Annotated in this window: 16 protein-coding genes and 1 tRNA gene; 6 read left to right on the top strand and 11 right to left on the bottom strand. The window is 55.5% G+C overall.

The genetic code is table 11. From position 1 onward, the window contains the following. Positions 1-95 precede the first annotated feature (95 nt). Positions 96-359, top strand: a complete 264-nt coding sequence (locus WLZ34_RS04580; protein WP_434730910.1) for a hypothetical protein — start codon at positions 96-98, stop codon at positions 357-359. Here WLZ34_RS04580 and WLZ34_RS04575 read toward each other — a convergent pair. The 3 genes from WLZ34_RS04575 to thpR are packed head-to-tail and all read right to left on the bottom strand — an operon-like array spanning position 328 to position 3049. Then, complete coding sequence (locus tag WLZ34_RS04575) at positions 328-1101, bottom strand: serine/threonine protein kinase (RefSeq protein WP_434730909.1); 774 nt, start codon at positions 1099-1101, stop codon at positions 328-330. The genes WLZ34_RS04580 and WLZ34_RS04575 overlap by 32 nt on opposite strands. Further along, positions 1077-2486, bottom strand: coding sequence for a CCA tRNA nucleotidyltransferase (gene cca / locus WLZ34_RS04570; protein ID WP_434730908.1), 1410 nt, complete (start codon positions 2484-2486; stop codon positions 1077-1079). The genes WLZ34_RS04575 and cca overlap by 25 nt, the downstream gene beginning before the upstream one ends. Continuing rightward, complete coding sequence (gene thpR, locus WLZ34_RS04565; protein ID WP_434730907.1) at positions 2483-3049, bottom strand: RNA 2',3'-cyclic phosphodiesterase; 567 nt, start codon at positions 3047-3049, stop codon at positions 2483-2485. The genes cca and thpR overlap by 4 nt, the downstream gene beginning before the upstream one ends. An 85-nt stretch (positions 3050-3134) precedes the next feature. Here thpR and WLZ34_RS04560 point away from each other — a divergent pair, with 85 nt between their 5' ends. Together WLZ34_RS04560 and WLZ34_RS04555 are read left to right on the top strand one after the other, a co-directional pair. After that, entirely contained in the window at positions 3135-3710 is a 576-nt protein-coding gene (locus WLZ34_RS04560) for an AAA family ATPase (RefSeq protein ID WP_434730906.1), read from the top strand. Then, entirely contained in the window at positions 3670-4059 is a 390-nt protein-coding gene (locus WLZ34_RS04555; protein ID WP_434730905.1) for an RNA-binding domain-containing protein, read from the top strand. Before WLZ34_RS04560 ends, WLZ34_RS04555 begins: the two co-directional genes overlap by 41 nt. Before the next feature lie 18 nt (positions 4060-4077). On the opposite strand, the gene WLZ34_RS04550 is transcribed toward WLZ34_RS04555, so the two are convergent. After that, a complete protein-coding gene (locus WLZ34_RS04550; RefSeq protein WP_434730904.1) occupies positions 4078-5289 on the bottom strand; it encodes an HsdM family class I SAM-dependent methyltransferase in 1212 nt (403 codons plus the stop codon). Positions 5290-5347: 58 nt separating this feature from the next. On the opposite strand from WLZ34_RS04550, the gene WLZ34_RS04545 reads away from it, so the two are divergent. Continuing rightward, positions 5348-5453: transfer RNA gene (locus WLZ34_RS04545), tRNA-Pro, on the top strand. Positions 5454-5458: 5 nt separating this feature from the next. Here the strand turns inward: WLZ34_RS04545 and WLZ34_RS04540 are convergent. From WLZ34_RS04540 to WLZ34_RS04525, 4 genes are all read right to left on the bottom strand, one after another. Beyond that, positions 5459-5848 (bottom strand): thioesterase family protein, encoded by a 390-nt coding sequence (locus tag WLZ34_RS04540; protein WP_434730903.1) that lies wholly within the window; start codon positions 5846-5848, stop codon positions 5459-5461. Next, positions 5832-6101 (bottom strand): hypothetical protein, encoded by a 270-nt coding sequence (locus WLZ34_RS04535; RefSeq protein ID WP_428727179.1) that lies wholly within the window; start codon positions 6099-6101, stop codon positions 5832-5834. Before WLZ34_RS04535 ends, WLZ34_RS04540 begins: the two co-directional genes overlap by 17 nt. 167 nt (positions 6102-6268) lie before the next feature. Then, entirely contained in the window at positions 6269-8392 is a 2124-nt protein-coding gene (gene mcm, locus WLZ34_RS04530) for a minichromosome maintenance protein MCM (RefSeq protein WP_434730902.1), read from the bottom strand. After that, entirely contained in the window at positions 8385-8945 is a 561-nt protein-coding gene (locus WLZ34_RS04525; protein ID WP_434730901.1) for a hypothetical protein, read from the bottom strand. The genes mcm and WLZ34_RS04525 overlap by 8 nt, the downstream gene beginning before the upstream one ends. A gap of 61 nt (positions 8946-9006) precedes the next feature. Here WLZ34_RS04525 and WLZ34_RS04520 point away from each other — a divergent pair, with 61 nt between their 5' ends. Together WLZ34_RS04520 and WLZ34_RS04515 are read left to right on the top strand one after the other, a co-directional pair. Continuing rightward, the gene (locus tag WLZ34_RS04520; protein ID WP_434730900.1) at positions 9007-10011 is read left to right on the top strand and encodes a replication factor C small subunit; all 1005 of its coding nucleotides are present in this window, start codon (positions 9007-9009) and stop codon (positions 10009-10011) included. Positions 10012-10020: 9 nt separating this feature from the next. Continuing rightward, entirely contained in the window at positions 10021-11304 is a 1284-nt protein-coding gene (locus WLZ34_RS04515; RefSeq protein WP_434730899.1) for a replication factor C large subunit, read from the top strand. Here the strand turns inward: WLZ34_RS04515 and WLZ34_RS04510 are convergent. The 3 genes from WLZ34_RS04510 to WLZ34_RS04500 are packed head-to-tail and all read right to left on the bottom strand — an operon-like array spanning position 11291 to position 13309. Next, on the bottom strand, positions 11291-11482 hold the full coding sequence (locus WLZ34_RS04510; protein ID WP_014736761.1) for a hypothetical protein: 192 nt from the start codon (positions 11480-11482) through the stop codon (positions 11291-11293). The genes WLZ34_RS04515 and WLZ34_RS04510 overlap by 14 nt on opposite strands. Position 11483: 1 nt before the next feature. Continuing rightward, complete coding sequence (locus WLZ34_RS04505; RefSeq protein WP_428727173.1) at positions 11484-12725, bottom strand: ORC1-type DNA replication protein; 1242 nt, start codon at positions 12723-12725, stop codon at positions 11484-11486. A gap of 38 nt (positions 12726-12763) precedes the next feature. Next, on the bottom strand, positions 12764-13309 hold the full coding sequence (locus WLZ34_RS04500) for an RNA-binding protein (RefSeq protein ID WP_434730898.1): 546 nt from the start codon (positions 13307-13309) through the stop codon (positions 12764-12766). Positions 13310-13328 lie beyond the last annotated feature (19 nt).

The following is a 13328-nucleotide window of genomic DNA, read 5'->3' as shown; positions in this document are numbered from 1 at the left end:
TAGCCACGGCTTTGGTTTAAACAAAGGAGTAAATTAATATGTACCTACTCCTTATACCGCGGTATTACCGGCTTATTATACATCGGTGCATTCTGATGCCAATCAAGTACGTGTGCAGCCACTGTGGTGAAGTCATTTTCGAGTTCAGGTATGTAGGGCAGGACTATTACGGTATCCCCACTCCTCAGGAGGTCTACAACCTATACGGCGGTGTATGCCCCCACTGCCACAACGAGCTGAGGATTCCCACAGTAAAGGACATCACGATCAGGCCCAAGCTCTACAGCCTCAAGCTGGCTAGAATACCAACAAGTATCTCTGCCAGTACTATAGCTGTACCAGCCCAAGGCAGCGCTTGACGTTAATCAGGTTTTCTTCGTTCACAGAGTTCTTGTACGCCCTAAGCTTCTCCAGCACAGCCTCCTCTTTTATGTCGAGCGCCCTCTTGAGCTGGTCGGAGTACTTGAACCTGTAGAGGAGGTACGAGACAAGCTGTGTTAGATTAGAGGGCTTACCGCTACGGCTCGCGGACTCCCAGTCCAGTACCTTCACGCCACTATCGCACACCATAATGTGCGAGCCGGGCCTGTTTAGCTCTCTATGATATAAGCCGTGCTTGTCGAGGAGGAATAGAGCGTCGATCACTCTCGACACTGCTCTCCTTACCCCCTCGACGTCCCCTCTCGCGATCAGCCTAGCCAGGTCCTCTTCGAAGGGGGCGCATCTGCTCGAGTCGAGGTACTCCATGAAAACGTAGTCGTCATCGTAGTAGTACACTCGTGGCGCGACTCCGAGCGAGCTCGCATAAGATAGGAGCTCTCCTTCGGTGGCGAGGCTTGCCCTGCGGCTATCCAGCCTCCTTACCTTTAGAGCGCCCAGCCCGTGTACAGCGTGTAGTGCTAGTACGACTATTGAGGTGTAACCTTTCCCCAAGATCCTGACCCCCTGGAACGGTATGCCCTCTTCGACTATGCTTAGAAAGCCTGCCCTTACCAGTCTCGAGACGCGGGCGCTCAGCTCAGCACAACTCGGTCTAGGGAAGCACAGTACTCTGGAGACGTAAGTGTCCTGCTTCTCTAACTCGTGCACTCGAGAAGCCAAGACTCGACCTTCCCCAGCGATGCCCGCAGGAACTCCTCGCCGTACTTGGAGGCTATCTCCCTGAGCTTAGCAAGTGTGAGCTCGTAGACGACGGGCCTGCTGGCCTTGAAGTGAGGTGATACAAGGTATTCGCGCTGTTTACTCTCTAGTAGTTCGACAGCTCGTAGAACAGGTCTTTTGGAAACCGACATTAACCTGCCATCCCTATCCAACCACAACTTAACGGACTTACCAATGTGCTTCGAGACAAAGTCTGAAACTCTGTCAGGCTCGGAGAAGGGCGGTCCCTCGTACAACTTGTACGCAGGTTTAGCGCACTCGTCGAGCTCTACCACTATGACCCCTTTCCTGGAGTCGTCTGTCCAGGCCGACGAGTGGTAGACCGCGAAGTCGTGCCCAGACAGTAGTTTTACACAGCGGTCTCTGACCCTGTCGACCTCGCCCCATACAACCTCGGGTGGGAGCGGTTTTTCGGACTCGACCTCGACTACCACGATACACCTACTGCCCAGCGACCTCTCGAGAGCCTCGACGTCGTACTCTACACGGTTTTCGAAGAAGGTCTTACTCGGGCGTCTCAGGAAGCACTTCGAAGCCAGTATGAACCTCGCCAGCTTCTCGAAGCTCACGGCCGCGGTGACGTTCCTTGCGTGGTCCACGGGGTCTGGCATGTAGATGACGCTGTCAGGGTACTTCTTCGTGAGTACTTCCACGGCTCTCCTGAACAGCCCCTCCTCGCCCAGAGTGTTCACGTACACCGGAGGCCTCCACTCGGATGCCGCGCGCAGTACGTTTAGGAAACCCCCATAGGCTATCACTAGCAGCTCCACAGCGTAACCTGAAAACCCCTTCGTCTTTATCTCGGCCCCGTACGAGCCGATACCCTTCATAAATTTCTTGAGCAGCCTCACGTCGTTGTTTAAACCGCCCTTTAGATGGGAGTTCACAAACTCCGTGTGGAAGGGTGTCCTGTCCACGGCCGTCCTTATTCGAGACGGGGAACTCAACTTGTAAGCCGGGACTATGTCTGCCTCGACGTCCTCCACGAATACTCTAATATAGGGGTGCTCGGCATACCTTATCTCGACCCTGCCGACGTCTCTTACAGCCTCCTTGATTAGTTCGAAGCCCTTGGTCTTCACGTCCGCGACAGACCAGTCCTCGGGGTACAAGACGAAGACGTCGATGTCTCGATCCCCCCTGAGCCAGGTGTCGTGCGCCACGCTACCCTGAAGGGTGACCTCAGCCCACACGTTGTTCCTTCTTAGGTGCTCTTCCAACCTGTTCTTGATGACCTCGTAAGCTCTTGCGATCTTCTCTCTCTCGTCGGGTGTCGGGGTGATCTCGTCCAATACGCTCTTCAGCAGAGTCTCGAGGTCTGTCACTTCAGCAACTCGACCTCGCACACGTCTTTATATATCGGCCCCCTTGGCGTGAGGAAGCTCTCCTTTAACACGACCCTGTCCGCTGTGAAACTCCCGAAGTCCACACCGGTAGAGGCCTTTATCAGCCTGACGAGCTCACTTATACCCCTATTGCTCCTAACCCTCGCCAGCGTTACGTGGGGGATATACTCCTCCCTGTCCGGCTGAACACCCAGCTTCCTTAGCTTCTCCTCGTAGAAGTCGTGTATTCTGGCTAGCTCGCTCGAGCCCTCTGATACCCCGGCCCAAACGACCCTGGGTCTATCAACCGAGGGGAAGGCGCCTACACCCCTAACATGTACAAGGAAAACCTGGTGCCTTAGGCTTTTCACGGCGTCGCATACACGCGATACAACCTGGTCGTCCACTTCACCTATAAACCTTATCGTGATGTGCAAGTTCTCCTCCTCGACAGGTTTGACGTCTGCCCCCGTAGACACGATCTCTCTAACGTACTTCGCTAAGTTAGCGAGCACCTGCTTGTCGCTTATGTCGACAGCTATGAATATCCTGTGTAACGGCACCCCAATGACACCCTCGCCGTGTAACTCTAGATAAATACAAGGTTTGATATATTTCGATTAATAGGCTTTTACCCCGTGGTCTGAGATGATACTAGTACTCTTGACTGGAATGCCTGGAGCAGGGAAGAGTATAGTTGTGAAGGCAGCAGAGGAGATGGGCCTGCCGGTTGTCAGCATGGGCGACGTTGTTAGAGAAGAGACCTTGAGAAGGTACGGGGTTATCACCCCCGAACTCATGCTGAAGACGTCTTTGGAGCTCAGAAGAGAGCACGGAGACGACTACATCGCGCTCAAGACCATGGAGAGACTCCCGAGGAAGAGCGGGATTGTAGTCGTAGACGGTGTTAGAAGCCTGGTCGAGGTTGAGACCTTCAGAAGAGCAGGTAATACAGTGATAGTAGCCGTACACGCCTCCCCGAAAACCAGGTTTAAGAGACTCCTTGAAAGAAATAGGCCAGGGGATCCTAAGAGTATAGAGGAGTTTAACGCCAGGGACTCCCTTGAGCTGAGCCTCGGGATCGGCTCGGTTATAGCCCTCGCTGACTACCTCATAGTCAACGAGGGGAGTTTCGAGGAGGCGTATAAGGAGGCTAAGAAGATATTAAGCAAGGTGGTCTCGGATGCCAAGGGTAACGGTGGAGGCCGAAGTACGTCCGACTGAAAGTGTAGAGAAGGTCAAGAAAGCGGTTCAGAACTTCTTCGCAGGGGATTTACTGGTTCTAGAGGTGAGAGAGGGCTGGTTCGTAGTGAGGGGGGTTTCGGACAGCATCGAATCCCTGCGTGCTCTGCGGGACAGGGCGAGGGCTGAGGGGATTGAGCCTGCTCTGAGGAGCTACCTCGTCAAGAACAGGAGGGGGAATACGACAAGCCTCATGCTACACAAACAAGCAGCGTATGTTGGCAGGATATCACTAATAGACACCCCAAAGGAGTCCCCCCTAGGCCCAATCACTATAACTATAGAGGGCGACGACCTAGACCAGTCGATCGACTACTTAACCAGCTCGTAGAAGTTCCGGCATCCTAGGTCAGTCTCGACTCACCAGTCTGAGCGGTACCGGTACTAGGTTCTCGAGCTCGTTCTTCGAGACCTGCGTGTTACCTGTTATGTACGATAGGAGCTCCCAAGTCCTCGGGTCGTTCAACTGCCTCACTATCTCCTCCATCTCCTCTAGGCTGGCGCCCGGCGGCGGGTAGACCACGTTGACGTGGTTCTCCGCGACGAAGACTGTTCCGGGTGGTACGAGCGCGGCCTCGAGCCTCAGCCTCTTGGGGTGTCCCGTGACCCTCTTCACGACTATCGCCGGGCCCCTGTCGACCCTCCCGCCCCACCTTATGTACTGGGGCCTCCGCCCGTTGCCTAGGACTAGCCTCCCGCCCCTTATGTTGTGAGACCAGACGAGGAGGACTCCCTGGCCGGGGTCGTCCATCAGCTTGTCCCTGTGCTGGTTCCAGACCACCCTACCCGTCTGAACCCTGTAGCCGAGCTCCCCCAGCGTCGCCGAGCCCTCAAAAGCCTTCTTGAGCTCCTCCGCCCTCTCGGAGAATATGAGTATACCGCTCCTCCTGAACACGTACCTCCCAGTGTTCGGGGCCTTCCTGAGGACGAGCACTTGGAAGGTGTGGTTGACCCCGTCGAACACGCGGGGGTCGTCGAGGACCCTCATGTAGGCTATGTCGGCCACCCTGACGACGTACTCCCTCAGCCTCCTGAAGTAGGCGCCGTTGTTCATCGAGGAGGAGACGACCAGCCCCAGCCAGCCGCCCGGCTTGAGGAGCCTGAGGGAGAGGTAGACGAAGAGGGCGTATATGTTGACGCGGCCCCACACCACCTCCTTGAACCTCTCCCTGACCCACCCCTCGGGTCTGAACTCGTAGTACGGCGGGTTGGTGACCACGACGTCGAACTCCTCCCTGAACGGTTTCGTCAGGGAGTCCACCACTTCCACCCTGGCCTCTGGGACTACCCGCTTAGCCACCTCGGCCAGCTTGGGGTCGACCTCCCAGCAGTAGAGCTCCGGCTCCACGAAGTACTCCCTGGCCGAGAGCAGGAACTCCCCGGTGCCGCAGGCGGGGTCGAGCACCCTCGGTCTCACGAGGCGCGGTATGCGCCTCAGCACCTCCTCCCTCAGCTGCCTCGGCGTGAAGAACTGTCCTCTACGCGACCTCTCCTCCAGTGGGACGGTCTCCAGTATCCTCAATGTCTCTGGGTGGAGTTCGCCGTATAAGTTAGCTCCCATTAGATGTACCCGTGATTAGGTTTAATAGAAGGGTGTAGACTAGTATAATAGTACTCGAGGGGCCGTCGTCTAGCCTGGCTAGGATGCCGGCCTGGGGGGATGCCCCGCCTAGCCGGGTTGTCCCGGAGCGCCGGTGGTCCCGGGTTCAAATCCCGGCGGCCCCATTACCTCAACGGGCTTTAACTTTACCCAGGAATTTCTCCTTGTCGACAACGTACCTCTCGTGCAGCCCTTTGCCTATTGTCTCGTTGTTGTACAGGGCTTCTACTTCGAAAAGTATCCTCTTACCGTCGAACTCTACAACTCTGGCTTTCACCACCACCTTACCTCCAAGAGGCGCTGGTTTCAGGTGTCTCACGTTCACCATGGTACCGACAGTTGTATACTGTGGTGGCAGGTGCTTCTGAACGCAGTTTAGACTCGTCCTCTCCATGAAAGCTATCATGCTCGGGGTGGACAGGACTGAGACCGTGCCCGAACCGATATGCGATGCTGTGTGTTTCTCCTCTACGACGAACTCTTCTAAGCACTCCTCGCCTACTTTAACCTGGGCGCTCATGTACACCTCCTTGCTTCTGGAGGTACCACTTGACTCTGCTATTCCACATCGACGGAGGAGTCCAGAGCACCCAGGCCGGCACAGCCTTAATCAGTTCGTAGGCCTCCTCCCAGGACTCGAGGCCTAGTCTACGGGCCAGCTCGTCTAGGCTCATGGGCGCTTTCAAGTACTCTCTCAACACGGCTAGCGTGTTCTCGTTGATCTCGACTTCCTTACCACCGACTTTGACGACGAACACCACCTCTTCGCTCATACCGTAAACACCCAAGTTTGAGGAGATTAAACGGATTTTATAATCTTTTACCTATAAATCTACCCGATGATGACGCGTTCCAGCACAGACCCGTGAAGAGCTCTTTACGCCCCACTGAGTGTTTCAAGCTGTTCCCGCGGACCGCCCCCAGTGGGTCTGCCTATAAGTCAGTACCTCGAAGTCTTTGCGAGCTTCCCGGGCATCGGCTCGTAAAGTTCCCCGCTGTTCTTGAGGTGCTGGATCATCTCGTAGACGAAGTCTTTCTCGAATCCCTTCTCTCTAGCCAGTTTAACTAGCTGGCTCACCTCGATTTCCGGCACCTGTTCGAAAGTCTCGTTGAGGAACCTGACGAACTCCTTCATTTTCTCCCGCTTACTCCTTGACACACCCGTCTCTAGCACGTCGATGTCGATGGTCTTCGACTCTATGTCGAAGCCGACCTTCCTCAGAGTAGCGTACATCAACCTTATAGCCTCCTCGACGTCTTCTATAGTGGCCTTGTCTTTCAGCGCCATTTTAGCGTGTGCCTCAGCCAACCTGATCAGGCCCTCTAACTGCCTGGGTGTTATCGCTATCGGTGGCGGCGTCTTCAAGTCTTCGCCCTTGATACCGCCCTTACGCATAGCCACGTAGAACTCCTCTATCAGCCTCATGGCTTCCGGGGTTAACTGTGGTCTAATGTACTTCCTAGCGTAGCTCACGTACTTCTTCAATAGTTGCGGGTCTATGAAGGGCTTAGCCTTCTCTATATCGCTGTGTACGCCCAGTATGTGCCTTGCGAGCCTCCTGTCCTTCTCGGGTAACGGGACGTCCTGAATAACAAAGATCAGATCGAACCTAGACAGGATCGTGGGCGGCAAGTCGATGTTCTTGCTTATAGGCTGGGTGAGGTCGTAACGCCCAAACCTCGGGTTACCCGCCGCGAGGACGCTGGCTCTAGCGTTCAGCCTAGCAACTATACCCGCCTTCGCTATACTGACGGTCTGCTGCTCGAGGGCTTCGTGTATTGCGCTCCTGTCCTCCTCCCTCATTTTATCAATCTCGTCTATGGCAGCCACCCCACCGTCGGCGATCACCATCGCCCCCGCCTCCAGGTAGTACTCGCCCGTGGTCTTGTCCCTCAAGACCGTGGCCGTCAGGCCGGCCGCCGTGGAGCCCTTGCCACTCGTGTAGATACCTCTCGGCGCTATCCTAGCCGTGTACTGGAGGAGCTGGGACTTCGCCGTACCAGGGTCTCCTACGAGAAGCACGTGTATGTCGCCCCTGATCCTGGTACCGTCAGGCATCACCTTCGGTACCCCGCCGAAGAGCAGTAGAGCGATCGCCTCCTTGATGTCGTAGTAACCGTAGATCGATGGAGCGATGCTGGCGACGATCTTCTCCCTGACCCAGGGGTCTCTGGCCAACTCTCTGATCTTCTCCTCGTCTTCTCGCGTGATCTCTATCTCCTCCAAGACCTTCTGCTGGACGTCGACGTGGTTTGCCTCTATGTAGAACGAGAAGACCGACCTACCCGCGGCCTTCTGTACCGCTTGCGTCGGCATCACTCTCAGAACCCCTGTTATGAGCGCTCTGTCGCCCGGCCTAGCAGAGTCCACCAGGTCGCCTGTCAACACTACCTCGATACTCCTCGGGATCTGGCCGGGCGGTATCTCCTCGGGCCTCTCCTGGACCACGACCTTCTGCCAGTCGACGAACTTGCTCTTCTCTAGGTCGATCTCGAACCTGCCCATCCTGCCGCAGACAGGGCACACGATAGGCTTCTCGATCCTCTCCCCCATCTCTCCGTGCTCCGGGAAGTCGAATTCGTGGGTATCCCCGTCTGGAGTTACGTGGATGTAGTGTGCTTTAACGAGCTTCGCCTCGACTCTCGTGACCCTGGTGACGATCCCCTCGACCGCGACGAACTTACCTATGTAGTCGCTCGTCAGCTCCCTTATCTTCAGCACTCTGGGCGGCTGCCTGATCCTGACGTAGACCTTGCCGACTACCTCCTTGTACTCCGGCTGCTCCTTCTCCAGGTACTCCATCAGCGCCGAGGAGAACTCCTCTAGTGCTTGATCGGGGTCTTCCTCGACGTGTCTGGCCAATTCCCTGTCATAGAGGATCACGTCGCTGAAGTCCACTACTAAGCTCTTTTGCATCATGTGGGTCATTCTGAATATTCTCTCTCTGTACTTGAAGGCGCCCGCGGAGTCCCTGAAGTCCTGCAGGAACTTGTAGAACTTCAATTTCCAGTCTACGGCCTTCTTGACCTCCTTGCCCTGCACCGCCTCGACCACGCTACTCACCAACCTTCTTCTTCCAGAGGGCCACTATTGCCCGCAGGGTCTTCAACAGGTACCTCTCCTCCTCGCTGAGCTTCTCCTCAACGTCTTGCTGTACGTCTGGGAGAAGCGAGTAGTTGACTAGCTTCCTGACCCGAGACTTCAGGAGGGAGTCCATCGCGTCCTCTATCTTCTTCAACTCCTCGAATTTAGACAGGTCACCCGTGGTCTTGGCTTCCTCGGTTAAGTCGCGCCTCGCCTTGAACATCGCCATGTAGAAGAAACCTTTCAGCTTGTTAGTGAGGGGCTTCGAGTAGGCAGTCTCCTCGTTGTAAGCTAAGACAGAGAGGCTCTCCACGGGTATCCTGGCGTCTTTTATCTTGACGTAGCCTTTCTTCGCGAGCAAGTCCGCGAGCCATCTCGGGACGGTGTACTCCCCACCTTTGACTAGCTCTAGAACCCCTTCGAAGGTAGTGAGCCTCAACCCGTCTCTGTAAACCTCGATCTTTACCGAGTCCTCCTCGAAATCCCTCTTGAGGAATTCCATTACTCTCCCAAAAACTAGCTCGAAAAGCATCCGCACCCACACCATTATCATATCCATTAAAAGTGGTTTATTTACCCAGTACCAGATAGAGATGAACGGGGGTCGATCTTATTTGAGCGAGCAACCCCTCCTTTTATGGGCTGAGAAGTACAGGCCCAGAACCCTCGACGAGGTCGTAAACCAGAAGGAGGTCGTGGCAAGGCTCAAGAAGTTTGTTGAAGAGAAGAACATGCCCCACCTACTGTTCGCGGGACCGCCTGGCACGGGGAAGACCACCCTAGCTCACTGCCTTGCCCACGACCTCTACGGCGATAACTACAGGCAGTACATGCTGGAGTTGAACGCCAGCGACGAGAGGGGCATCGACGTGATAAGGAGCAAGGTGAAGGAGTTCGCGAGGACGAGGGTTGCCGGCGAGGTACCGTTCAAGATAATACTACTGGACGAGGCCGACAACATGACGGCCGACGCCCAGCAGGCCTTGAGGCGGCTCATGGAGCTCTACACTGCGACGACGAGGTTTATCCTAATAGCCAACTACCCGAGCAAGATAATAGAGCCTATACAAAGCAGGTGCGCGGTGTTCAGGTTCACGCCATTATCCAAGGAAGACGTTGTAGAGAGGCTGAGGTACATAGCCGAGAAGGAGAACGTGAAGTACAGCACAGAGGCGCTTGAGACTATATACGAGCTCTCTGAGGGGGATATGAGGAAGGCGATAAACATTCTACAGGCCGCTTCGGCCCTCGGCGAGGTCACAGTAGAAGCGGTTTACAAAGTCGTCGGGCTAGCACACCCCAAAGAGGTGAGGCAGATGCTACAGCTGGCTCTGAGCGGCAACTTCACCGAGGCCAGGAGCAAGCTGAGAGAGCTGATGTTGAACTACGGCCTCAGCGGTCTAGACATAATCAAGCAGGTACACAGGGAGATCTTCTCCAGCGACATTAAGCTGTCCGACGAGGCCAGGATCATGATCGCCGACTACGCCGGCGAGATACAGTTCAGGCTCGTAGAAGGCGCAGACGACGAGATTCAGCTGAACGCCTTCCTCGCACGCCTCGCGTTCATGGGGAAGAAGTTCAGGCCCACATCGTAGGGTGGTTTATTGAGTGAGCGCTTACCGTGGGTAATCAAGTACAGGCCCAAGAACTTGGACGAGTTCGTCGACCAGGAGGAGGCTAAAAAGGCTTTTATAAGCTGGTACGAGAGCTGGAAGAAGGGCGAGACCGATAAGAAGGCTGCCCTGCTACACGGGCCTCCGGGGACCGGTAAGTCCAGCTTCGTACAAGCCTTCGCAGCAACCTACGGGCTTGAGCTCTACGAGATGAACGCGAGCGACTACAGGCGTAAGGGCGACATAGACAGGCTACTGAGAGTCACCGCCTCTTCGGGTAGTCTCAGCGGGAAGGGCAAGCTGATATTTCTCGACGAGGTAGACGGGCTGAACCCGAAGTCCGACGCCGGGGGGCTGGAGGCGATACTTCAACTAATCGAGAACTCTAAACACCCCGTTGTCATGGCGGCCAACGACGCGTATAACCCCAACATAAGGCCTCTCAGGGACGTGTCTCTCCTAATCGAGTTTAAGAGGCTGAGAGAAGGCGCCGTCGTGCAGTTGCTGAGCAAGATCTGCGAGAAGGAGCGAGTCCGCTGCGACAAGGACGCTCTAGACGTGATCGCGAAGAGGAGCGAAGGCGACTTGAGGAGCGCTATTAACGACCTCGAGGCTATCGCGGAGGCCTACGGTAAGGTCACGAAAGACCTGGCCATGTCCGTGAGCACATATAGGGACAGGGAGTACGCCCCGTTCGAAGTGCTGAGAAGAATGTTCAACGCCAAGTACATCTTCCAGGCGAAGGATGCCGTGAGCTCCGCCAACATAGACTACGACACGCTGAAAGTGTGGATCAACGAGCACATACCGACCTACTACGAAGACCCCGAGGAGGTCTCGAGGGCCTTCGAAGCCCTGAGTAGGGCGGACGTCTACATGGGCAGGATCATCAAATCCGGGTCGTGGGACTTACTGAGCTACGCTATGGAGATGATGGGGCCCGGGGTCGCCTACGCTAGAAAGGCGTACAGCGGGAAGTTCAAGGCGTTCAAGTACCCCGAGAGGTTTAGGCTGCTCTCCGAGACCAAGAAGGCTAGAGAACTAAGGGACAGCATTGCCGAGGCCCTGGCTAGGAGGCTGCTAACAAGCAGGGCTACTGTGAAGTCTGACGTCATACCGTACCTAAAGGTCATCTTCACGTCAAACCCGAAAATGGCCGCTGGCATTGCTAAGGCCTATGGTTTGAGCGAGGACATGGTCAAGTTCCTCGCGGGGAGCAAGGCCAGCGAGGTAATGTCCTACCTGAAGAAGCCCGCTAGAGCTAGGAAGACCTGAGCTTAACAATCCTCAGCCTACCGTACCTCTTCTCCTCGACTACCCCCTGCTCGACCAGCTCCACAACGATCTTCTCTAGGACTGAGAAGTGTATCCCGGTCAACCTAGACAGCTTCGTGATGTTCAGCTCGCCGTGCTTCCTAAGGGTTTCTATGACAAGTTTTCTCCTGTCGATCATTCTAGGTCGCACCAATCGCGATCTTCCTCTTGATCAAGTCCATGAGGTACTGCTCGAGCATGTCTAGGGGGCCGTAGTTTATACCTATGAGTGTCGTTCTGCCCTTCATACCTTTCCCGCTGGACTTGGCTTCTATTATACCCGCTTTCTTAAGGTTCATCACGTACTCGTAAACCTGGGTGTGTCTCCTGGGTTGCTGGCCTAGAGTCTCGCAGACCATCTCGTACTCTTTCTCGACATCGCCTATCTTGACGTACGGGTTGCCGGTCCTCCTCAAGAGCCTCACCGCCGCGAGGAGGACGAGCAGTTCGTGTAGGGAGCTGTAGTTTATCGCTTCGGACACGTTGACGATGTCCCTGCTGATTTTCATGATCGCCTTTCTCGCGTGCTCTAACGTGATCCTCTTAGCCCCCTCGTTCTCGGCCATTACGCCGGCTATCATCAGGACCTCTATGGCGTGCCTGGCGTTCCCTCCCCCACCCTTATCGCGCCCCTCGTAGTCGGCGATAAACTTCAGCACTGTGTCGTCGTACGTGCCCTCGTAGAACGCCTTACTGGCCCTGTACTTCAATATGTCGAGCAACTGTGCCGAGGTATAGGGTTCCAGCTTTATCATGTGGCGTAGCAGGTAGCTCTCGAGCGAGGGGTCTAGGAGGGAGAGCTTGGCGGTGTCCTGCGAGATGAAGACGAAGTTTAGCCTCTTGACAGGCGTCTCGAACACGTCGTAGGCCCGGACTATGAAGTAGACAGCGTCCCTTCCGGCCAGGCTCGCGAAGTAGTGGAACTCGTCCAAGGATATTATTGCGTACTGGTCCGTCTCGTCCAGGTGCGCTAAAAGAGCCTCGAACATCTCCCTCGCGGACAGCCCCCTCGAGGGCAGGGGGGCGTTTAGCTGCCTGGACATATCGGCTATCACGTTGTAGAGCGTTCTGTTACTGTGGCAGTTCACGTGAGCGTACTTCACCTTGTAGCCCTTGGTCAGCGCGTACCTAGTGAAGTCCCGCCCGAAAACCCTAGCTGTAGCCGTCTTACCCGTCCCAACACCGCCTATTAAGAGGACCCTCTGGGAGAAACTACCCGGCGAGGAGACCAGGTGCTTAAAGTAGGACGCTAACTCCTTTAACTCCTTCTCCCTGTGGGGTAAGGTGTCGGGTATGTACTCTGGTGTAAGGCTCTCCTTGCTCTTGAAAATCGACGGCCTCTCTACCTCCTCTTCTATTATCTTCCAAACGTCCTCGCCCAACGGAAAACACACCCGAAACTTTCAGCCTTCTAATAACACTACGTTTCCTTAAAAAACGCCTTGCACAGCCCTTTCCCCAACAGTATAGACTCCTTGAACACCATTATGTATAGACAAGTCGGAGAAGACTTGTCCACGGAACCCCCTGCCCTCCCAATGTACTCTACGGCCCTCCGCCACACCTCGCTCGAGACACCCCTTACACCAAACGACTTCACTCTCAACCTGACCCTCTCGCCAGGGCAAACGAGCGACTTGATCGCGGCCTCCAATTCCTCAAGCCCGGAGAGAACTCTGTCCACGGGAACGATGTTCTCCACAAACCCGTACTCTCCCCCTTTGGCCCTGTTGTACAGCGTTCTCGGCTCGGCACCAGAACACACGACTAGCACGTCGGGGAACCCCGTCTCCACGACGACGATATCGTGGTTCACCTCGAACAGGGCGTCGCCTACCTCCTCCTCGCACCAGGCTCTGGTGCCAGTCCGGCAAGTAACAAGCAGGGCGGGTCTCCGCCCTTCATTAGGACACTTCAGGGGCAAACCCCTCCTAACTTCGCTCGCCTGGGCGTCAGCGGTTTCCAAGGTAAGTTTTAAAAGCAAA

It is taken from the genome of Thermogladius sp. KZ2Tp1 (assembly GCF_051131135.1).
Taxonomy (GTDB): domain Archaea; phylum Thermoproteota; class Thermoprotei_A; order Sulfolobales; family Desulfurococcaceae; genus Thermogladius.
Note: the sequence above shows the minus strand (reverse complement) of the source record. Positions and strands in the feature narration are given on the sequence as shown.

Bases quoted from the DNA above. Each gene is read 5' to 3' on its own strand.
- WLZ34_RS04580 (WP_434730910.1), top strand. From the start codon at position 96: ATGCCAATCAAGTACGTGTGCAGCCACTGTGGTGAAGTCATTTTCGAG.
- WLZ34_RS04560 (WP_434730906.1), top strand. From the start codon at position 3,135: ATGATACTAGTACTCTTGACTGGAATGCCTGGAGCAGGGAAGAGTATA.
- WLZ34_RS04555 (WP_434730905.1), top strand. From the start codon at position 3,670: ATGCCAAGGGTAACGGTGGAGGCCGAAGTACGTCCGACTGAAAGTGTA.
- WLZ34_RS04550 (WP_434730904.1), bottom strand. From the start codon at position 5,289: ATGGGAGCTAACTTATACGGCGAACTCCACCCAGAGACATTGAGGATA.
- WLZ34_RS04540 (WP_434730903.1), bottom strand. From the start codon at position 5,848: ATGAGCGCCCAGGTTAAAGTAGGCGAGGAGTGCTTAGAAGAGTTCGTC.
- WLZ34_RS04535 (WP_428727179.1), bottom strand. From the start codon at position 6,101: ATGAGCGAAGAGGTGGTGTTCGTCGTCAAAGTCGGTGGTAAGGAAGTC.
- WLZ34_RS04525 (WP_434730901.1), bottom strand. From the start codon at position 8,945: ATGCTTTTCGAGCTAGTTTTTGGGAGAGTAATGGAATTCCTCAAGAGG.
- WLZ34_RS04520 (WP_434730900.1), top strand. From the start codon at position 9,007: ATGAACGGGGGTCGATCTTATTTGAGCGAGCAACCCCTCCTTTTATGG.
- WLZ34_RS04510 (WP_014736761.1), bottom strand. From the start codon at position 11,482: ATGATCGACAGGAGAAAACTTGTCATAGAAACCCTTAGGAAGCACGGC.